The organism is Flavobacterium sp. ALJ2 (assembly GCF_015594725.1).
GTDB lineage: Bacteria > Bacteroidota > Bacteroidia > Flavobacteriales > Flavobacteriaceae > Flavobacterium.
On record NZ_JADNRC010000006.1, the window covers coordinates 64,364 to 84,880 of the forward strand.

At 30.3% G+C, this 20,517-nt stretch carries 18 protein-coding genes and 1 pseudogene; 9 read left to right on the plus strand and 10 right to left on the minus strand.

What is annotated here, in order from left to right; all coding sequences use genetic code 11:
- Positions 1-174: 174 nt before the first annotated feature.
- Positions 175-888, minus strand: coding sequence for an ATP-binding protein (locus IUY40_RS08425; RefSeq protein WP_195736427.1), 714 nt, complete (start codon positions 886-888; stop codon positions 175-177).
- Positions 889-1,235: 347 nt separating this feature from the next.
- Here IUY40_RS08425 and IUY40_RS08430 point away from each other — a divergent pair, with 347 nt between their 5' ends.
- The 3 genes from IUY40_RS08430 to IUY40_RS08440 are packed head-to-tail and all read left to right on the plus strand — an operon-like array spanning position 1,236 to position 3,352.
- Positions 1,236-1,832, plus strand: coding sequence for a TetR/AcrR family transcriptional regulator (locus tag IUY40_RS08430; RefSeq protein ID WP_195736428.1), 597 nt, complete (start codon positions 1,236-1,238; stop codon positions 1,830-1,832).
- A 9-nt stretch (positions 1,833-1,841) separates the two neighbouring features.
- Positions 1,842-2,069: a hypothetical protein gene (locus IUY40_RS08435; protein WP_195736429.1), complete on the plus strand. Its 228-nt coding sequence runs from the start codon at positions 1,842-1,844 to the stop codon at positions 2,067-2,069.
- Positions 2,070-2,089: 20 nt separating this feature from the next.
- Positions 2,090-3,352: an MFS transporter gene (locus IUY40_RS08440; RefSeq protein WP_195736430.1), complete on the plus strand. Its 1,263-nt coding sequence runs from the start codon at positions 2,090-2,092 to the stop codon at positions 3,350-3,352.
- Between the two features lie 229 nt (positions 3,353-3,581).
- Here IUY40_RS08440 and nadB read toward each other — a convergent pair whose 3' ends face one another.
- From nadB to IUY40_RS08465, 5 genes are all read right to left on the minus strand, one after another.
- Positions 3,582-5,105 carry an L-aspartate oxidase gene (gene nadB / locus IUY40_RS08445; RefSeq protein ID WP_195736431.1) on the minus strand — a complete coding sequence of 508 codons (1,524 nt, stop codon included), beginning with the start codon at positions 5,103-5,105 and terminating at the stop codon, positions 3,582-3,584.
- Between the two features lie 18 nt (positions 5,106-5,123).
- Positions 5,124-6,056: a quinolinate synthase NadA gene (nadA, locus tag IUY40_RS08450; RefSeq protein WP_195736432.1), complete on the minus strand. Its 933-nt coding sequence runs from the start codon at positions 6,054-6,056 to the stop codon at positions 5,124-5,126.
- A 448-nt stretch (positions 6,057-6,504) separates the two neighbouring features.
- Positions 6,505-7,131, minus strand: coding sequence for an MCP four helix bundle domain-containing protein (locus IUY40_RS08455; RefSeq protein ID WP_195736433.1), 627 nt, complete (start codon positions 7,129-7,131; stop codon positions 6,505-6,507).
- 148 nt (positions 7,132-7,279) lie between these two features.
- Positions 7,280-8,035 (minus strand): metallophosphoesterase family protein, encoded by a 756-nt coding sequence (locus IUY40_RS08460; RefSeq protein WP_195736434.1) that lies wholly within the window; start codon positions 8,033-8,035, stop codon positions 7,280-7,282.
- Positions 8,032-9,198: an MFS transporter gene (locus IUY40_RS08465; RefSeq protein ID WP_195736435.1), complete on the minus strand. Its 1,167-nt coding sequence runs from the start codon at positions 9,196-9,198 to the stop codon at positions 8,032-8,034. Before IUY40_RS08465 ends, IUY40_RS08460 begins: the two co-directional genes overlap by 4 nt.
- Positions 9,199-9,277: 79 nt before the next feature.
- Here IUY40_RS08465 and IUY40_RS08470 point away from each other — a divergent pair, with 79 nt between their 5' ends.
- The gene (locus IUY40_RS08470) at positions 9,278-10,123 is read left to right on the plus strand and encodes an AraC family transcriptional regulator (RefSeq protein WP_195736436.1); all 846 of its coding nucleotides are present in this window, start codon (positions 9,278-9,280) and stop codon (positions 10,121-10,123) included.
- Positions 10,124-10,388: 265 nt separating this feature from the next.
- On the opposite strand, the gene IUY40_RS08475 is transcribed toward IUY40_RS08470, so the two are convergent.
- The gene (locus IUY40_RS08475) at positions 10,389-11,057 is read right to left on the minus strand and encodes a bifunctional 4-hydroxy-2-oxoglutarate aldolase/2-dehydro-3-deoxy-phosphogluconate aldolase (RefSeq protein ID WP_195736437.1); all 669 of its coding nucleotides are present in this window, start codon (positions 11,055-11,057) and stop codon (positions 10,389-10,391) included.
- 4 nt (positions 11,058-11,061) lie between these two features.
- Positions 11,062-11,370: pseudogene (locus tag IUY40_RS08480) on the minus strand (YhcH/YjgK/YiaL family protein).
- Between the two features lie 402 nt (positions 11,371-11,772).
- Here IUY40_RS08480 and IUY40_RS08485 point away from each other — a divergent pair.
- Positions 11,773-12,774 (plus strand): LacI family DNA-binding transcriptional regulator, encoded by a 1,002-nt coding sequence (locus IUY40_RS08485; RefSeq protein ID WP_195736610.1) that lies wholly within the window; start codon positions 11,773-11,775, stop codon positions 12,772-12,774.
- A gap of 281 nt (positions 12,775-13,055) precedes the next feature.
- Here IUY40_RS08485 and IUY40_RS08490 read toward each other — a convergent pair whose 3' ends face one another.
- A complete protein-coding gene (locus IUY40_RS08490; protein WP_195736438.1) occupies positions 13,056-13,460 on the minus strand; it encodes a hypothetical protein in 405 nt (134 codons plus the stop codon).
- Positions 13,461-14,305: 845 nt separating this feature from the next.
- On the opposite strand from IUY40_RS08490, the gene IUY40_RS08495 reads away from it, so the two are divergent.
- A complete protein-coding gene (locus IUY40_RS08495) occupies positions 14,306-14,701 on the plus strand; it encodes a DoxX family protein (protein WP_195736439.1) in 396 nt (131 codons plus the stop codon).
- Positions 14,702-14,863: 162 nt separating this feature from the next.
- On the opposite strand, the gene IUY40_RS08500 is transcribed toward IUY40_RS08495, so the two are convergent.
- Complete coding sequence (locus tag IUY40_RS08500) at positions 14,864-16,639, minus strand: ABC transporter ATP-binding protein (RefSeq protein WP_195736440.1); 1,776 nt, start codon at positions 16,637-16,639, stop codon at positions 14,864-14,866.
- A gap of 547 nt (positions 16,640-17,186) precedes the next feature.
- Between IUY40_RS08500 and galK the strand changes: the two genes are divergently transcribed.
- The 3 genes from galK (at position 17,187) to IUY40_RS08515 (ending at position 20,384) form a co-directional block, all read left to right on the plus strand.
- Complete coding sequence (gene galK / locus IUY40_RS08505) at positions 17,187-18,359, plus strand: galactokinase (protein ID WP_195736441.1); 1,173 nt, start codon at positions 17,187-17,189, stop codon at positions 18,357-18,359.
- Positions 18,360-19,412, plus strand: coding sequence for a UDP-glucose--hexose-1-phosphate uridylyltransferase (locus IUY40_RS08510; protein WP_195736442.1), 1,053 nt, complete (start codon positions 18,360-18,362; stop codon positions 19,410-19,412).
- Positions 19,413-19,628: 216 nt separating this feature from the next.
- Complete coding sequence (locus IUY40_RS08515; RefSeq protein ID WP_195736443.1) at positions 19,629-20,384, plus strand: dihydrodipicolinate reductase C-terminal domain-containing protein; 756 nt, start codon at positions 19,629-19,631, stop codon at positions 20,382-20,384.
- Positions 20,385-20,517: the final 133 nt, after the last annotated feature.

Consider the following 20,517-nt stretch of genomic DNA (forward strand, 5'->3'; position numbering starts at 1 on the left):
CATTTTTTTTAACTGAATGGCGAAGAAAGTTTTTTTTCAAAATTTTCAACTTTTTTAATAGAACCACATACAATCTTGCTTCTTAATGTCAGCAAACTTAAACAATGTTAAACAGTTGATGTGAATTAAACTAAAAACACGAATTAACTCAAACTCATTAATGTGTTTATATTGTTAAAATAATTTCTGAAGTTCTAACTCTGCAATGATTTGTTTTTTCATTGTTGTATGGATATAATCTTTGGATTCTGCATAGGATATTTGGTACTTGCGCTGAATATCTTGTAGGTGTACCGGGAATGTTGCTAGTAATTTATCGTAATATATATCCAATTGTTTTTCATCCGGCATTTCAAATTTCAATCGTATTTGAAATCTTCTTAATAATGCTGTGTCTATGATATTATAATGGTTTGTTGCACATATAAGCAGGCAGTCATCTGGTAAATAGTCAATTAATTGGATGATTGTGTTTACTAGTCTACGCATTTCACCAACATCCTTATCATCACTTTCACGACTTTTTCCTATTTGGTCAAATTCGTCCAAGAATAAAACAGCTCTTTCGCGTATAGCTTTATCGAATAATGCTTTTATATTTCTGGAAGTTTCTCCAATTCGAGCATTAATTAATGTGCTTAGATTTATTATTACAATATTTTTATTTAAAGCCGTAGCTATAGCTTTAGCAGTGGTTGTTTTTCCGCAACCAGAATGCCCATATAATAATATCTTATTATCTACTTTAAGGTTGTATTTTTTTAGTTCGTCAAGATATTGATGTTCTTTTATTGTTTGTGACAAAGCTGCTTTGTTTTCTTCACTAAAAAGTAAGTCACTCAAAGCTATTTTTTCGGTGTCAGTTACGGTAAGTTCGTATAGATTCATCTGATTTTTATTTGATGTAAAATTATGGTTTATTCTGCAATATTTTTATCCCTAATTTCTTTTCCTGAAAATCGGTTTCCAATAACAGATGTGCTTATTCTTAGTATATTCATACTTGGGCTATTGGTAGTTTTAGATCTTGAGACATTCACGTGGATAGTTGTAGTTCTGGTCTTCTTTTATAAAGTTTAATGAATTAAAAATCTTACTGGCTTAGTTGTTAGTAAGTTAGCTGCAAATTAAATAGAGCGTCAGTTTTGCGTTTAACTTTATTTCTTAGCTAAATATAAAACAATAAAAGAACGTTCATTCATTTATTGTTTTATATTTGCTAAAAATTTCCCAATATGAGAGTAAGAGATATAGATAAAGAGAAGTTAGTTGTTACTAATGCGATAGCATTAATAGCACAAGATGGTTTTCAGGGTTTTAGTATGAATAAGTTAGCGAAAGCTTGTAATATCTCTGTAGCGACTCTCTATATTTATTACAAAGACAAAGATGATTTGATAAAAAAAATTGGAGCTGAAATTGCTATAGAATTTTTTACATCTACCATAGAGAATTTTTCGCCAGATATGTCATTTGAGGAAGGTTTATGGATACAATGGCAAAATCGTGCGGCATTTACATTTAAGTATCCTAAGAAAGTAGCCTTTTTTGAAGTTATTAAGCAATCTCCTCATGCAGAGGACATATTGAATTCTACTACCAAGTTTTCTGATTTTAGGATAATTATGAAACAATTTATTACTAATGCATTGCAAAATAAGGAAATAATTGAGATGCAATTTGAAATTTTTTGGAGCATTGCCTATGGACCTTTATATACGTTACTTAACTTTCATAATGAGGGTAAAAGCTTGGGAGGAAAACCTTTTAAGCTTACTCAAGAAATGATAAAAGAAGCATTTCAGGCATCAATAAGAGCATTAAAACCATAAAATGAAATTATGGAAATTGATTTAGATAAAATTTATATTTTTAAAACAAATATTAAGCAATTATGTGCTAATTGTGCCGTGAGTAAGACACTGAGCAGTGATGTTGCTATTTTGCAATGGAGTATTGATACTGATGATGTAGATTGTGTATTACGCATTGTTTCAGAATCCCTTTCTGTCAAAAGAATAATCAACATTATAAATGATCTTGGACATGAATGCTATGAATTAAACTAATAAAATATACAATTATTCAAATGGAAAAAACGAAATTAGAAATCCCCCCATTTTCTTCTTATCAAAAGTACATTATTGTCTTACTGGCACTTTTACAATTTACGGTAATCCTTGATTTTATGGTTATTTCACCACTTGGGGATATATTAATGAAAAAATTGGATATGACTACTGCAAATTTTGGATTGACTGTTTCAGCTTATGCATTTAGTGCAGGTATATCAGGATTACTTGCTGCTGGTTTTGCTGATAAATTTGACCGAAAAAAACTGTTGATTTTCTTTTATACAGGATTCATTATTGGTACTGTTTGTTGTGCTCTGGCAACCAATTATGCTTTATTACTTGCAGCCAGAATTGTAACTGGTCTTTTTGGCGGTGTTATTGGTTCAGTATCATTGGCTATTGTAACCGATTTATTTGTAATTCATCAGCGAGGTCGCGTGATGGGTTTTATACAAATGGCATTTGCTTCAAGTCAGATTTTGGGAATCCCGTTAGGACTTTATTTTGCAAATCATTGGGGTTGGCATTCGTCCTTTTTAATGATTGCTGGGTTAGGAATCCTTATTCTTATTACAATTGTAATTAAGATGAAACCTGTAGTGAAACACCTTGAATTACAATCGGATAAAAGTCCATTTTTGCATTTATGGCATACTTTAAGTAATAAGGATTATCAGGTTGGTTTTGTGGCTATTGCATTCTTATCAATAGGAGGTTTTATGTTGCAGCCTTTCGGTAGTGCTTTTTTAGTAAATAATATTAAAATAAACCAATTAGATTTGCCAATGGTCTTTTTCTACACTGGTCTTTCGGTGCTTTTTATAATGCCTCTTATCGGAAAACTAAGTGATAAGGTTAGTAAGTTTTGGTTGTTTACAGCTGGGTCATTATTGTCGATTGTTATCATATTAATTTATACTAATCTTGGACCTGTTCCACTATGGCAAATTGTTGGACTTACTATGATTATGTTCATGGGAGTTATGAGTCGTATGGTTCCTGCAACAACTCTTAATACGGGTATTCCTGAAATGAAAGATCGTGGTGCTTATATGTCGATTACTTCTTCGATGCAACAAATTGCTGGTGGTATTGCTGCTGTTTGTGCTGGATTAATTGTTCATCAAGAAACTAAAACTTCTCCTCTAGAAAATTATGATATTCTGGGTTATGTAATTTCTGTTGTTTCTCTTTGTTCTATATTTTTTATTTGGAGAGTTAATCAACTTGTTAAATCGAAAGAGAAGGCTGGTGATGTGAAAATTGGGATAGAATAGGTGTTTGAAATGATAGATATATGATCATATGTGCTACCAAATCTGAATACTGATTATTGCGATTGTTTATTATGAAACGCGGATTTAGTAGTTTTTTTATTGAGAGTAAATACTCAATCGGATGTTTTAGGTATTACTAGACACTAATAACAGATACTGAATTTATCTTCAAATAGTATAAAAATTAAAGCCTGTTGTAAATTTTTGCAACAGGCTTTTCTATAGTAATTTAACAACTAGGGCTTTTTTCAAAATATTGCTGCATATTGCTTTCAACCATAATTTTGGCTACAGTAAGCATATTTGTAAATTCTACTAACTGTGTTGTTATTTTTTGTTTTTCGAATAATAATGAGACTGTTTTCATTTTCATGGACTCTATTTTATCTAGCTTTTTTCGAAAATTAGTTTCTTTATTAGCATATAAAACAGTCATTAATGATTGTAATTCTTTCTTTAATTCAACAAAATTACCTGAATATAGATTTATTAAAGGTTCATTAAAACCTATCATGATTTTTTTTGATGAAAAAGATATATCATCAATACTGTTTTCAATATGATTTGAAGCTTGGTGCGCAAAAACTAAAGCCTCTAGCAATGAATTAGAAGCTAGCCTATTTTTCCCATGCAATCCTGTTCTAGAGCATTCGCCTATGGCATACAAGTTCTTTATATTTGTTTCTGAATTTTTATTGACATTTATGCCACCACATTGATAATGAGCTACTGGTACAATAGGAATTAAGTCTGTTTTAGGATCCAATCCGATTGTTTTGCAATAATCTGTAATGAATGGGAAATGGCTGTAGAATTCTTCAAAATCCAAATGACGGCAATCTAAATAAACATGCTGCTTTCCGGAGGTTTCCATTTCTTCGCTGATTGCTTGCGAAACAATATCTCTGGTTGCTAATTCTCCGCGAGTATCGTATTTGAATATAAAACGTTTGTTATCTTTATTAACGATATATGCTCCAAAGCCTCTAACAGCTTCTGAAACTAAAAAGAATGGATTTTTATCCCCTTCGTATAATGCTGTAGGATGAAATTGGATATATTGCATGTCTTTCATTAAGGCTCCTGCTCTTGATGCTATTGCTATTCCATCTCCTGTCGCGATTTCTGGGTTTGTAGTATTTTTAAATAACTGTCCGCATCCTCCAGTGCTCAATACGATAGTTTTAGCTTGTATGTATTTTATTTTATTATTGATTTTGTCACAATAAAAAGCTCCTGTACAAGATGGATTTCCTTTGTTTTTTTTGGTATTTATATCAATGACCAGATGATTTTCTAATAGTGTGATATTAGATAGTTGGTTTATAGTATCTATTAATTTTTTTGCAATTTCTGCTCCGGATATATCTTTGTGATGTAAGATTCGATGTTGCGAATGGCCTCCTTCTAATCCTAAATTCCATGTTCCTGATTTATCTTTATCAAAAGAAACTCCTATGTCTACAAGCTCTTTTAATCGCTCTGGTGCTTGATTGATTACCATTCTAACTATTTCTTCATTACAAAAACCTCCACCTGATTGTATTGTATCTTGAATGTGTTGTTCGAAACTATCCTCAATATGCTCAGTAACAATTGCAATACCTCCTTGTGCCATTTGTGTATTGGAGTTTTGAGCTTTTTCTTTAGTCATTATTGCAATAAATAAATCGGGACGTTTTTTAGCCATTTTTATAGCAAAAAACAAACCGGCTATTCCTGAACCAATTATTAATATATCTGCTTTCTTCATTTTGATTAATTTAGATAGTTAAGATAAATTGAGCATTCTGTATATAGGCTTTATAGCCTCTAGTCTTAATTCTTCATTTATGCTAATTTCTGGGTTTTCGTTTTTTAGACATAGATATAGTTTTTCTAGTGTATTAATTTTCATAAAGGCGCATTCGCTGCAAGCACAAGTATTATCTTCATGTGATGGAGCTGGAATAATTATTTTTTGTGGCGCATCTTTTGCAAGTTGATGTAGAATTCCTGCTTCGGTTGCTACAATAAAAGTTGTTGCTGAATCATTTTTGATAAAATTGAGCATTCCAGATGTTGACCCAATATAATGTGCAGTTTCTAGAATATGTCTTTCTGATTCTGGATGTGCAACAATTTTTGCATTTGGGTTGGTATTGTATATTTTGACTAGTTTATCTAAAGAAAATGCTTCATGAACGATGCAGGAACCATCCCATAGCAATAAATCACGGTTGGTTTCTTTTTTTAGATACATTCCTAGGTTTTTATCTGGAGCAAAAATTATTTCTTGATCTTTAGGTATTGCTTCTATAATTTTTTTTGCATTAGAGGAGGTGCATACCCAATCACTCATAGCTTTTATTTCTGCCGAAGAATTGATGTAGGTTACTACTACATGCTTTGGAAATAATTCTTTTAGTTTTTTAAAATTATGAGGGGAACATCCATCTGCAAGGGAACATCCTACGTTGATATCTGGTAAGAGTACTTTTTTGTTTGGATTAAGAATTTTTGCTGTTTCTGCCATGAAATAAACTCCCGCAAAAACGATTATTGCTGCATCAGTATTAGCTGCCTTTTTTGATAATTCAAGACTGTCACCTACAAAATCGGCTATATCTTGTATGTCTTTTTCTTGATAATAATGGGCGAGGACAATCGCATTTTTTTCTTGCTTTAATCGGTTTATTTCGGAAATTAAGAATGATTTATTCATGTATTTATTTTTATTGATACTCTTAAATCACTTATTCAGAATATCTAAATTATATTATTTACTTATTTTAAAAAAAACTAAATTTTGAATAAAAACCTCCCAAACCGATAGATACCTTAATAATTGCTATGTTTTTGATAGGGTATATCAAATATTTTTCAACTCCAAAATATTGTATTCGATTTAGAAGAAATTTATTCCATAATATTTACTACAATTGTTCTTATAACATCTTAAATTATAATTATTTAAAATATAATTATAGAACTTTAAATTGTAAAGATATTATTGAGGTTTATTCTATTTCATGATTTAAATCATGAAACACTTTTTTTTGATTTAATATTAAATTCTTGTGAGTAAGTGGTAAAAAAAATAGAGAAAGCCTGTAAATACAAATTTTATATTTGCTTTCACAGGCTTTAATAATTTAAAAATAAGTTTTTGATTAATTAAGGCTAGGTCCTTCTGGAATTTTGATAACGCGTTTGTGTCTTTTGGTTAATAATAAATAAATTATTGCAACACCTAAAACTATTAGTAAGGCAATTTCTAATTGTGCCAACATATTATATTGATTATATGTTTTATTAGCATTTTCTAATTGTAATTTGGCTTCATCAACCTGAATTTTAGAAAGTAATTCTAAAGTACCTAATGCCTGATCTGCCGATTTTTCGACCTCTTGCCATTGTTTTCCCTGTGCTTGTTTGTTTATTTTGGCACAGATATCAATAAAAACACCAAAATCTTCTTTCTCTTTGGGTGTTAGAACCGTTTTATGGTATAATAGGTTTATTGCTTTGATATTATGAATGGATGTAATAACTGCATCTGCTTTTTCATTATCATTATTATTTTTGACAGTATTTGCTTTTACTAGGTTTAATTCATTGGCATAATGAAAAATATAGGTAGAAACGATTAAGCGATCTTTATAAATTGCATTGATATTTTCGTTGGTAGTTTCAGCGTTTCGAAGTGTGTTAAAGGTACTTAGTATTATAATTAACATTACAATTGCCAGTATAAATGCGGCCTTTGTTTTCTTACTACTATTTTTTAAACCCATCATATTGTATTGATATATATCGCAATATAATTATTTATTTTAATAAACATATAATGGGTAGCTGTAATTCTCAATACATAGAATATATGTTTTTCCTATGTTTACTAAGTTATCGATTTTAATGAATTAAGATTAATAGGTCAGGTATACATTATACCATTAAATCTTTTTTTAAAAATTCAGCATAAAAATTTGGAATTGGACTTTTTTCTATAGCGCTTATTACTTCGTTTATAGGATACTTTAACTTAATAATTTGTGGAATAATTTTTTCTTCAGTGCTCTGTAGTACTAGGTAAGTCGCTAATGAGGCATCTTCTCTAGATCTACCTACCGAACCAGAATTTACTAATGTTCCAGCAGGAGATGCCGTGGTAGCTTCAATATGCCTAACGTATGGTTTGTGGGTATGTCCCATTATGATGATATCGACTTTTTCCTGAGCTAGCATCGATTGCACATCTGTAAGGTTATGATTCTCATAGATATACTCATCATTGCTTCGCGTACTGCCGTGTACTAATAGTACTTTAGTTTCTTTTCCAGAAGTGGTAAAATTAAGCAAGAACCTTTCGGGAAGGTTTTTTAAGAATGCTTTGTTCTCTGGTTTAATACTTTGTTTGGTATAATTAATTCCGTTAACGCGAGCAACTCTTTCCTCAGGATTGTGTTTTGGTAGTGGGGTTACTTCATGATCGAATGCAATGCGCTCATCATGATTTCCCATTAAGCAAGGAATTTCTAATTCTTTAATTAGTTCAATAACTTCATTGTGCCAAGGAGCAAAATCAACTAAATCGCCTAAGCAATATATTTGTTCAATTTTTCTTTGTTTTATATCTTCGAGAACGACTTCTAGCGCAGGTAAATTACCATGTATATCACTAATTATTGCTATGTTCTTCATGCTTTACGTTTGTTTGAAAAAATTACTATTATTAATGCAATAATACTCCATAAAAGCATTTGCCAGGTAGCCATATCCCATTTTCCTAACTTCCAACTTAAAAGTCCGAAGTAAGTACCAACGGCTGCACCTATAAAATAGGTAGTCATATATATGGTATTCAGTCGGCTATGTGCTTCTTCTTGTAAACTATATATACGAGTAAAATTGGTAATTTGGGTTGCTTGTACACCAATATCCAAAAAGAAAACACTAAGTATTAATACTGGAATAGAATAGGGGAATATTTTTATAAGGATAATACTGCCTATAATCATCGAGACTGTAGTTAATAATGAGCGTCTTACATTGCCTTTGTCTGCTAGTTTACCAAAATACGGTGCAACCAATGCTCCGCCAATAGCGATTAATCCGAACAAACCTATTATGCCCGAATGATAATTTAAAGGCGCGCTGCTAAGATGGAAAGTAAGTGTTGTCCAGAAAGAACAGAATATACCAAATGTAAATGAACCTAAAAGTGCTGTTTGGCGTAAAACGGGATATTTGGGGATGAGTGCCAAAGTAGATTTTATGAGATGAAAATAACTGCCTTTAAATTTTGAAGCAACTTCGGGCAGGTATAACTTTAGCATAAGCGCAACCAAAAGCACCAGTACTCCCGAAATTCCAAAGACATAACGCCATCCTAGTAATTCAGTTATAAAACCACTAATAACGCGTGCTCCTAATATTCCAACCAAGATTCCGCTGAAAACTACGCCCACGTTTTTTCCTCTGTTTTCTTTACCCAAAGTTGCTGCCATTGGCAATATAATCTGAGCAGGAGTAGAGAAGAGTCCAACAAAAAAGCTGAGTATATATAATGCTGTTAATGAAGAGGTCAGTGTTATAAAAAACAAAGTTACTACCAGTAAACCACACAATAAAAGAATAAGATTCTTGCGATTGACTTTATCGCCAAGCGGAAGCAGAAAAAACATTCCCAATCCATATCCTAATTGTGAAAGCATCGAAATTTTCCCGATTTGGGTTTCGGTAACTTTAAGAGATAAAGCAATTGTTTGGAGTATGGGTTGGTTGTAATATATATTGGCAACGATTACACCTGCTGAGACTGCCATTAGCGGAATTATCGCTGGTTTGAAACTGGTTTTATTCATGTTTTTTTGCAAAGCTATTGTACGCTTAAAACTAAAAATTGTACATTTAAACTCTATTTTTGTAAAAAAACAACAATCAGTGGAACGATTTATTCAGCATACTCCTTTATTTATTCGACACTTTACAACCGAGACCTGGCCATTTCCTGTGCATAATCACAACCATTTTGAGTTGGTTTTTATTCATTCTGGTAGTGGTTTGCATCAATTAAATGGTGGAGAGGTTAGGTATAAAGGACCTTGCGTATTCTTATTATGCCCATCTGATTATCATCTTTTTATAATTGATAAAGAAACGGAGTTTAGTGTGTTAAAATTTAATAATCGCTATCTCGACGGAACCTCATTTGATACTGCCAAAAATGAATGGAATAAAGTTCTGGATCAATTGCTTGGTATAAGCAATACTTCGGATGGGAAACTGGTAGATTCTCCCGATGAGTTAGATAAAATAAATCATCTTATGCGACTAATTGTTAGTGAGTGGGATGGAGGAAGCCAGAATGGATCTAATGAAGTGCTTCTTTATTTAATACGAAGTGTGTTTGCAGTAATTAAGAAAAATGCTTTTCAGTTGCTAGGAACAAATATGGTTTTGAATGAAGGTTTATTGGTTGGAATCATGAATTACATTCACAAAGAAATCCGAGTGCCTGCCAATCTTAATCTAACAGTTTTGTCGGCATATTTTAATATGGCACCCAATCATTTAAGTAGTTTGTTTAAGCGACAAACAGGTGGTTCTATAAAGAAGTATATTGATGATTATAAATATAAATTGATAGAAAATCGACTTAAACACAGCACTGCTTTAATGAAAGAAATTAGCAATGAGTTTGGCTTTTCGGATGTAAGTCATTTTAATAAGTTCTTGAAAAAACAGACTGGGCTTAATCCTAAGGATGTTCGAAATCAGTTTCAATAATCAGTCTCAGTATTCAGTTGTGATGTACAGAATTGATTTCTATAGAATAATTATAAAAAAGTGTACTTTATTTATATTTTCAGGTATTCCAAACCTAACATTGCAGTTTGATTGGTATTTTTTTTGCTTTTTCAATTGATTGTATACTATTCCTTTGATAATACCCAGTTTGGCCAAAATCTTAGCAAAATTACTTGCAATACTCCAGCGCCATCTGTTATTAAAGCAATTTTTGCATTTAGATTAAAAATCGATTGGGTATTATTTATGATTGTTTTTTGATAATCTGAATCGTTTCCAGAACTTTCCTAGTTTCATTTTCTATAACATTATAGTCAGCTTCATCCATGCGTTTTTTGCTAATGAGTTTGCTTCCCATTCCAACAGCAATTACTCCTGCAGAAAACCAACTCTTAATACTGGTATACGTCGTATCGACACCACCAGTTGTCATAAAAGTTAGTGAAGGAAAAATATCTTTAATACTACTCAAAAATTCAGGGCCTAGAATATTTCCTGGGAAAAGTTTGATGAATTTAATTCCAGCATTTTCTGCGGTTATAATTTCTGTAGGTGTCATGCAACCCGGACTATATAGTATCCCCTGACTTTGTAAATAATCGGAAACTTCGGGAACAAAGCCTGGGCTAATAAAAAAATCTGCTCCCGCTGTATAATATTCTTTTGCTTGTTCAATATTTTTTATTGTTCCTATTCCTAACAACATTCCGGGCATTTCTAAATCTCTAATAGCAACCATCTTCCTGAAATTTAGTATAGCCTCAGAACCTCTATTGGTATATTCTACAGCTTTTATTCCTGCTCTGTAAAGTGCTTTCAGAATTTCTAAACTAATAGTTTCATCCGTATGGTAATAAAGCGGAAGAATTCCTTGTTTTGCAATAGTATCTATTGCATTTTGAATGTTACTCATAACTTTATATTTTTACTTTAAACACGATTTTTTTTAATATTCCATCGCCAATCATTGCAGCGTGAACATCTTCTGGAAATAAAATTACAAATTGTTTTTCTTGTAATTAAAAAAACATATCAGGAGTATCATAAAAAAAGCGCACATCTTTTTCATTACTATAATCTCCGTTTGGATTGCTGCATTTTCCTCTTGGTTTCCAAACAAAAGTTTCTTGGCCTTTTATAGAAATTTCTATATCGATAGTTTTTTCATGACATTCAAATCCCTTAATGCTTTTTTTCTTTGAAATCCCTTTGCCTACAATAACTATTGATTTTTAATCCTTCTGAAATTTCATGTGTTCTCTTCAATATGATTATTTGCATCGTTGTTGATATAAAGTCAAAAGCCTTTTTGAAACTAGGATGTAAATTATAACATTTTGTGACATTATTTAATGAGTCTATTATCTTTTATTTTTTATAGCTTACTTAAAACGTCTGATTTTTTTTACATATATTTTAAAATAGTTTGCAGGCGAATGTCTAAGCAATATTTACCGAATGATATTTTTTTTGATATATGTAAGATTATGCGTATTTATAAAAGAATTATCACAAAAATATATAAAAACCAACTTAAATTACGCTATATTTATTAAAAAAATAATATTTTTGTATTTGTATAAAATTAGTTTAACTTAAAGACAATTAGTATTATAACAATAAAAAAAATAGCACAATTAGCGAATGTTTCGACTGGGACAGTTGATAGGATAATTCATAACCGTGGACAAGTTTCCTTAGAAAATGTAAATAAAGTAAATGCAATAATTGAGGAGTATGGCTATAAAAAAAATATTCTAACAAGTAATCTTGCATTAAATAAAAAATTTCATTTTGCTGTGTTGTTGCCCAAATATGATAATCTTGAATATTGGAAACGTCAAATCGAAGGCATAGAAAAAGCAGCTATCGAATTTGGTAAATTTGGAGTTGTTTTAGATTATTTTTTCTATAATTTTAATACTACTTCATTTAAAAAGTACCTTAAAAAAGTTATGAACTTTGATTGTGATGGATTATTATTTGCTCCAATTTTCTATAAAGAATCAGTGCATTTTCTTAACGAATATAAAAAGAAAGACATTCCAGTTGTGATGGTAGATACCAATATTATAAGTAATCAGGAGTATACATATATTGGTCAGGATGCTTTTCAGAGTGGGTATCTAGCAGGAAGACTCATTAGTCTTGCAGTAAAAGACGAAAATAATGTGTTAATTTTAAAAATTACTAGCGAAATTGATAGTTCATCAGCTTATTTGGAACGTATCGACGGATTTTATTCTTTTTTTAGAAAGCATGATAAATTTACAAATTTTAATTTTTCTGAAGTTACAATTAAAGATTCTGGAATAAATGAATTAAACACAGCTTTTTTTTTAGGTATTGATAGTGTTTATGTGCCTAATTCGCGAGCTTATATTGTAGCTAGGTTTTTAAAAGAAAATAATATTAAAGGTATTTGTATTATTGGCTATGATCTATCGAAAGAGAATGTTGAATACTTAAATCAAGACACAATTGATTTTTTAATTAATCAAAGACCGGAAGAGCAGGGGTATTTAGGAATTAATTATTTGTATAAAAAAATAATACTTAAAGAACCTATAAAAAATACGCATCATATTCCGCTTGAAATAATTTTAAAAGAGAATTATTCGGAGGTTTAATAAAGGGACTGAGAAACTAAGGTTGAAAGAAACATATCAATAGTTACTATTGTTAATTTTTTGATTTAAGTTACCCAATTCATTAGATGTAAATATTTTGGTTATCCACTTCATTCGGTTCATTCAAAATTTATCTAACATATAAAAAAAACGTTGATATTATGTGTAGAAAAGAAAACTATGTAAAATGTATTTCTTTAATATACCTATATCATTAACACTAAGCAAAACTACACAAGCACAGCTACTTCTATATATTATTCCTTTTCTATAAATAATATTTAATTATTTTTTGGGAGGCTTTTGGTATATTCTTCTTGAACTTTTTGAACACCACCAAAACTATCTTTTAAAGCACTTTTTATTTGTAAATGAGTTTTATTGCTAAAAGCTTTTTTCCAATCATTTAAGTCATAAATATGTATTTCCTTTGCATAAATATTTGTAGTAAAGGTTATTCTGGATATAGAATATTTATATGATTTCAGTTCATGCGATACTTGTCGGTTAGGTACAATAATGAGTATTGTTTCCCATTGTAAGTAATCTTTAGGAATGTCTTTACGTTTATTTAGACCGATAGCATCAAAAAAAAGCTTTATTTTTTCATCATTTAGCTTATTTAGTTTGTTGTCTATTGCAGAGAGTTCCTTCCTTAATAAGGCTTCATTTTCAATAGTACTCATTGTTATAATTTTATAATTCAATTAATAAAAATAGTATTAAAAATTGATAAAGTAAAAGCTAAGGTGGTTAGACTGGTTCTAAATTTTATAAGAAGACATTTTTGTTTTATTAGATCTTATTTCACAAAACATAAATCTACTAAAATCAGTTTTTTTTTTGATTTTTTAGTACTGATAATGGTTTCTTATTGCTTTTTTAATATAAATAGTTCATTTTTTAAGCCAAATTTATTTTTTAATGATTTTGTTTTTATTTTGTATCCTCAATAAATATTAAAGAAACAGCCAGGAATTTCGAGGTTGAACTTGCTATCCAAGAAATAGATAAAAATGATTTTAAACTTACTTTTTACGATAATTATTAATGATATCATCTGTTAAAAAGGATGAAAAAGAAGCTGTGGAGGATAATTTTACTTGTCGAGAATTTAGTTATCAATCATTTCAACTAAGTTTTAAATTATCAAACAATATTGTTGATAAAAAAAAATAAAAGTATATTATGATAAAAGACTTTTACACTTTGTTCTTCCTAACAAAGCAGAAACAAAGGATGGTAAAACTCTATAAATAATTGTAATTAGTTGATTCTAACTTCAGTAACCCCTGTTTAGTTACATTTAGTTTTTAATAAAGGTTGTCTCAATAGGAGTTAACTTTTATTTTTTATGAAATACCATAGGTTTTGATTTTTAAATATATAGAGGCGATAGCGGTGAAATAGTGGTTTAGAAATAAATAGATTGTAGTTTTTGTGATTTTAATTCACTAAATTTAATCATTACTAATATTTTACAGAATTATTATAAAATAAAAAAAACATCAATTTAATTAATACTTTTACTATGAATTACATCCCTTTAATTGGCAGAATCTTATTTAGTACAATTTTTATGTATTCTTCATTTGCAAATTTTTCAGATTATTATATTTATGAGGCAAGCATTAAAGGAATACCGTCTTCTTATATTTTAGTCCCCTTGGTTGGAGTTTTTGAATTATTGGCAGGGTTGAGTATTTTAACTGGATTTATGGCCAAATGGGGAGCGTGGTTAATAATTTTAATTCTTTTGCCAGTAACATTTGTTATGCATGACTTTTGGAATTTCGAAGATCCTTTTCGCTATCAATATGTACTCATGACTTTTATGAGAAATTTATCTATTATTGGAGCAGCATTAATGATTTCATTTTTTGGCGCCGGACCATATAGCTTTGATGAATATAAAGCTAGATTATAGGCTGTAAATCACTTGTATATGCTTAATTATTAAATAAATTTATTGGATTATATTGTTCCGTGTTATGATTGCAAGTTTTAAAACTTAACAACTTAAGTAATCTGAGTTCATTTAAGTTTAGTACTCATATTTCCTTACATTACTTAGATGGTTAGGATATGCTTATGTTTTTTTTGACTTTTTAGATGAAGAAGAATCGTCTTTACGCTCACCAATTTGTTGTCGCCACATTGCATAATATAATCCTTTTTTATCAACAAGTTCATAGTGATTTCCTTGTTCAATAATTTTTCCGCGTTCGAGTACAAAAATTGTATCGGCATGCATTATAGTTGAGAGACGATGAGCAATAAGAATAGTGATTTGTTGTTTATCTGCAGAGATTTCTTTAACAGTTTGTGTGATTTGTGACTCAGTAAGAGAGTCTAAAGCTGAAGTCGCTTCATCAAATATTAGTATTTTGGGTTTACGTAATAAGGCTCTGGCTATTGAAAGACGTTGTTTTTCACCGCCAGATAATTTTTTTCCGCCTTCGCCTAGAATAGTATCAAGGCCTTTTCCTGAGTTTACTATTATAGGAGTTGCAGAGGCTTTTTTTATTGCCGAAAGCATTTCTTCTTCAGTAGCGTCAGGTTTAACAAATAGGAGGTTTTCACGAATACTCCCTGAAAATAGTTGAGTATCTTGTGTTACAAAACCCATTTGTCTACGAACGTGATTATATCGCAAATCTTTAATAGAAATAGCATCATAAAGAATATCACCTTCTACAGGACGATACAAACCTACCAATAGTTTTACAAGAGTAGATTTTCCTGAACCCGAAGGCCCAACAAAAGCAATATTATCTCCAAGTTTAGCTTTAAACGAAATGTTCTGAATGGCATTATAAGTTGCATTTTTATGTTTGAAAACCACATTATTAAAATGTAGTTGACTAATTGTACCAACTTCTATTGGCTCTTCAGGACTATATTCAGGTTCCTTTTGCATTAACTCATTAAAAAGGAATAAGGCTGTCTCGGCTTCACGATACGAGATAATAATACTTCCAAGGTCTTGTAAAGGGCTTATAATTCCAGAAGATATAAACTGCATAGAAATTAGTTCGCCAGGAGATAAAACGTTCTTAAAAATCAACCATAATAAAATAAATAAGATAGATTGTTTAAGAAATATCAAAATACTACCTTGAAGAAAAGTAAGGGTTCGCATTTTCTTGACTTTCTCCATCTCTAAGTCATAAATTTCTTGGGTATGAACCTTCAAGCGCCGAATTTCAGGATAAGTAAGACCAAGACTCTTAACAAGTTCAATATTTCGAAGACTTTCGGTTATAGTACCACTCATTTGACGATTTTGCCGAATAAGCGAACGTTGTAATGTTTTGATAGATCGACTTAGAATACTAGTCAATCCACCCAAAATAACTACTCCAATAAAAAAAACAGGAATAAGAGCCCAATGTTTAGTAACGGCATACCACATTAGGAAAACAATACCTACTACTGAGGTAAATAAAATGTTTATAAATGCCGAAATAAATTTTTCGGTATCAGAGCGTACTTTTTGTAAAACTGATAAAATTTCTCCGCTACTTTGGTCCTCAAATTCCTGAAAAGGCAATCTAAGTGTTTGCCTAAGGCCGTCATTAAAAATTTGCATTCCAAATTTTTGTACAATCATGCGTAATACATAATCCTTGAGCGAAAGAAATAAACGAGCCGCAAGAGCAATTACAACAGCTATTATCAATAGTTTTATAACCCCGCTTTCTTTACTACTATCACTTTGTTTGTTGTTTAATGCATAATCATCTATTATTTTTCCAAAAATGATAGGGTCATAAAGAGAGAGTATTTGCGATATACCAGCAAAGAATAAAACAAGAATGATAAGCCAACCATATGGTTTAAGGTATTTCCAGAATAAAATCATATAAATCTTAATTGAAATGAATGTACGGCTATTAAACCCAAAATGGAACATAAAGATATTAAATTAACCTATTATACATAAATTTGTCTTTAATCAATAGGAATATAGATTTAGAAAAGGATTAATTAATAATTATATTAAGTCATTTTTTTAAAATAGTTGCTGCAACTGAAAAAAAACTATACCAGTTTGTTAATAATTTTGAAGGATAAAAATCGTTTTTAATAATTTTTTTCTTTTTATCATTAATCATTCTTGCAATTATATCAGTCTTTATGGCTATTGGACTTGCTTGTAGTTCGAATAAACAAATGATTATTACGTTTATAATACTATAATTTTGTGGAATTTATTTTTAATTTTTTTAAACTAGTAGGTACTAGTAGGATTGTTTTGTATAAGTATTTATTTTTGGATTTCTATGAGATTGCAAATAATTTATGATATTAGCTTTAGTCTGTATAATAAGTTTTTATAATTGAATTTTATAGGCATTTAAAAATCTGTACTAATTAACCAAATAAACGATACAAATCAGTAACTAATAATGAATGATATTTTAATCCAGAATACAACTCGTTTTTTCAAAGAAAAATTTGGGAATGAACCACAAAAAATTGTTCTTTCACCAGGAAGAATTAATATAATTGGAGAGCATATTGATTATAATGACGGATATGTTTTACCAGCAGCAATAGATAAAATTATTTGTTTTGCTTTAGAGAAAAATAATTCTAAAAAATCAAAAATATATGCGATAGACTTAAATGATGAATTTGAATTTGATTTAACTAAAGAAATTCAATTAAGTGATATTGTGTGGACTAATTATATTCTAGGTGTTGTAAAACAACTTCAAGATAATGGATTCTCTCTAGAAGGATTTAATTGTGTATTCAGTAGTAACATTCCAGTTGGGTCAGGATTATCCTCATCAGCAGCATTAGAGTGTGGAATGATCTATGGAATTAAAGAACTCTTTAATCTTATTATCAAAAAAGTTGATATTGCACTATTAGGTCAAAAAGCAGAACATTGGGTAGGGATTAACTGTGGTATTATGGATCAGTTTTCAAGTGTTTATGGTCTTGAGAATAAAGTTATTAAATTAGATTGTAAAACGTTGGATTTTGAATATCATGAAGCAAATTTTAATGATTATACTTTGGTTTTATTTGATAGTAATGTAAAACATTCATTATTTACATCTGAGTATAATACGCGTAGAGAAGAATGTGAGAAAGGACTGTCAATAATTAAAAATAATTTTCCAACAATCAAAAGCTTTAGAGATTGCACAGAAAACCAATTGTTGAGTATTCGAGATAAGATGGATAAAACTGTTTTTAAAAGAGTACACTATGTTATAAAAGAAATTAGACGTGTTACACAAGCATGTGACGCTCTTGATAATGGTAATATCGAGTATTTAGGACAGCTACTCTTTGATACTCACGATGGTTTATCTAATGAGTATGAAGTGAGTTGTGAAGAACTAGATATGCTTGTTGCAACTGCAAAAGAAGATGATGCTATAGTAGGTTCTAGATTAATGGGAGGAGGATTTGGAGGGTGTACAATCAATTTAATTAAAAAAGGAAAAGAAAATGAGGTGAAAAATAAGTTTTCGTCCCTTTATTTAGATATATTTGGGATTGAATTAAAATTTCACGAAGTAAAAATAGGAAATGGAACATCACTTTTCAACTTAGATAAATAAATGAGAAACTTTAACATTAATGAAGACCCCCACAGAAGGTACAATCCATTACTAAACGAATGGGTTCTTGTTTCACCTCATAGAGAAAAACGCCCTTGGCAAGGACAAAACGAACTAATTACCTTAGAACCTTTGCCAAAATACGATTCAACTTGTTATTTGTGCCCAGAAAATGTAAGAGCAAATGGAACAAAAAATCCGAAATATGAAGGTAGCTTTGTATTTGATAATGATTTTGCTGCCATGAAGCAAGATGAAATTATATACGAAGAGGATATTGTATATACTTTTTTTCTGGCTAAACCAGAAAGAGGAATATCACGAGTTGTATGTTTTTCGCCAAGACATGACCTTACATTACCAGAAATGGAAATTAAGGACATTGAAAGTATTATTAAAACATGGCAAAAAGAATATACTGATTTAGGTGCAATCAAATATATCAATTACGTGCAGATTTTTGAAAACAAAGGAAGTGCCATGGGATGTAGTAATCCGCACCCACATGGACAAATTTGGGCACAATCATCATTGCCAACTCAGGTAGAAAAAACCCAGAATAGTTTAAAAAGTTATTTCGATAAATATAATAATACACTTTTACAAGATTACCTTAAAGCCGAATTAAAAAAAGAAACTCGAATTGTTATTGAAAATGAATATTTTGTAGCATTGGTTCCTTTTTGGGCAATATGGCCTTATGAAACTATGATTATAAGCAAGAGAGCTTTTGCAAGAATAACAGATTTTACAGAAGAAGAAGCTGTTTCATTTGCTACAATTTTAAAACAGTTGACGATAAAATACGATAACCTTTTTAGTACATCTTTCCCTTATTCATCAGGCATTCATCAAGCTCCTACAGATGGGAATGAACACCCTGAATGGCATTTTCATATGCATTTTTATCCACCATTGTTGCGATCAGCTTCAGTTAAGAAATTTATGGTTGGTTACGAAATGTTAGGAGAGTCACAACGAGATTTAACTCCAGAGAAATGTGCTGCTACTTTAAGAGAACAATCAATTGTTCATTATAAAATGGAATCATAATCTTAAAAATAAAAAATGATTTAAGATTCATTTTCATTTGTTTTTCCCATAATACAAATGAATTTTAAATAAGTTCTCAATTAAGAATAAGGAAGCTTCGGTTTCCTTATTTTTTTTACCCTATTTTTACTTAAAAAGTATTAATTATCAGTTTATTTCGAAATAAGATTAAAAGATTTTATATGAGATACGTTGTGAACCATCTAAATAAAATATATGAAAATAGGCCTAATAGGTTTTGGAAAAACAGGAAAATCAGTAGCTTCAGTACTGTTAGAAAATAAGGGTTTTTGTTTAGAATGGGTTTTAAGACAAAGCACAGTGCTAGAGCATCGATCCGTCCCAGAATTCTTTGGAGTTCCATCGAAAGAGCCTGGATTAATATATTCAAGTTCCAAAACAACAATGGAAGAGCTTTTAGATAAGCACCCCGTTGATATTATTATTGATTTCTCGTCAACTATAGGTATTCATACTTATGGCGAAATTGCAGCCGAAAGAGGAGTCAAAATAATATCTGCGATCTCTCATTATACAGATAAAGAGTTAGAACTATTAAAAAAATTGGCTAGTAAAACGACCGTATTTTGGTCACCAAATATTACTCTTGGAGTAAATTATTTATTATTTGCAGCCAAATTTTTGAAGAAAATTGCCCCTTTGGTAGATATTGAAATTAATGAAGAGCATTTTAAATTAAAGCAAGGAACATCTGGAACAGCTATTAAAATTGCTGAAGCCTTAGATGTTGAAAAAGAAAATATAAATTCGGTTAGGGCAGGAGGTATCGTAGGAAAACATGAAGTAATATTTGGATTTCCTTATCAAACAGTGCGACTCATTCATGAGTCGATTTCAAGAGAAGCATTTGGCACAGGTGTTGTTTTTGTCGCCGAAAATATAAAAAACAAAGAAATTGGATTATATAATTTTGAGGATCTTTTGGCCCCATATTTTCAACTTGACAGGTAAAAAGAATTTACCCCAAAAGTATAAAATCATACAGTTATAAAATAAATTAAGGTTTTCAAAGTTTAAGATTTGTGGAAAAACAGTATAAATCCTAGCTTTCAGAACCTTAATTAAATAAAACTACTATTTAATT

Coding starts and splice junctions, on each gene's coding strand:
- IUY40_RS08425 (WP_195736427.1), bottom strand. CDS start 888: ATGAATCTATACGAACTTACCGTAACTGACACCGAAAAAATAGCTTTG.
- IUY40_RS08430 (WP_195736428.1), top strand. CDS start 1,236: ATGAGAGTAAGAGATATAGATAAAGAGAAGTTAGTTGTTACTAATGCG.
- IUY40_RS08435 (WP_195736429.1), top strand. CDS start 1,842: ATGGAAATTGATTTAGATAAAATTTATATTTTTAAAACAAATATTAAG.
- IUY40_RS08440 (WP_195736430.1), top strand. CDS start 2,090: ATGGAAAAAACGAAATTAGAAATCCCCCCATTTTCTTCTTATCAAAAG.
- nadB (WP_195736431.1), bottom strand. CDS start 5,105: ATGAAGAAAGCAGATATATTAATAATTGGTTCAGGAATAGCCGGTTTG.
- nadA (WP_195736432.1), bottom strand. CDS start 6,056: ATGAATAAATCATTCTTAATTTCCGAAATAAACCGATTAAAGCAAGAA.
- IUY40_RS08455 (WP_195736433.1), bottom strand. CDS start 7,131: ATGATGGGTTTAAAAAATAGTAGTAAGAAAACAAAGGCCGCATTTATA.
- IUY40_RS08460 (WP_195736434.1), bottom strand. CDS start 8,035: ATGAAGAACATAGCAATAATTAGTGATATACATGGTAATTTACCTGCG.
- IUY40_RS08465 (WP_195736435.1), bottom strand. CDS start 9,198: ATGAATAAAACCAGTTTCAAACCAGCGATAATTCCGCTAATGGCAGTC.
- IUY40_RS08475 (WP_195736437.1), bottom strand. CDS start 11,057: ATGAGTAACATTCAAAATGCAATAGATACTATTGCAAAACAAGGAATT.
- IUY40_RS08490 (WP_195736438.1), bottom strand. CDS start 13,460: ATGAGTACTATTGAAAATGAAGCCTTATTAAGGAAGGAACTCTCTGCA.
- IUY40_RS08495 (WP_195736439.1), top strand. CDS start 14,306: ATGAATTACATCCCTTTAATTGGCAGAATCTTATTTAGTACAATTTTT.
- IUY40_RS08500 (WP_195736440.1), bottom strand. CDS start 16,639: ATGATTTTATTCTGGAAATACCTTAAACCATATGGTTGGCTTATCATT.
- galK (WP_195736441.1), top strand. CDS start 17,187: ATGAATGATATTTTAATCCAGAATACAACTCGTTTTTTCAAAGAAAAA.
- IUY40_RS08510 (WP_195736442.1), top strand. CDS start 18,360: ATGAGAAACTTTAACATTAATGAAGACCCCCACAGAAGGTACAATCCA.
- IUY40_RS08515 (WP_195736443.1), top strand. CDS start 19,629: ATGAAAATAGGCCTAATAGGTTTTGGAAAAACAGGAAAATCAGTAGCT.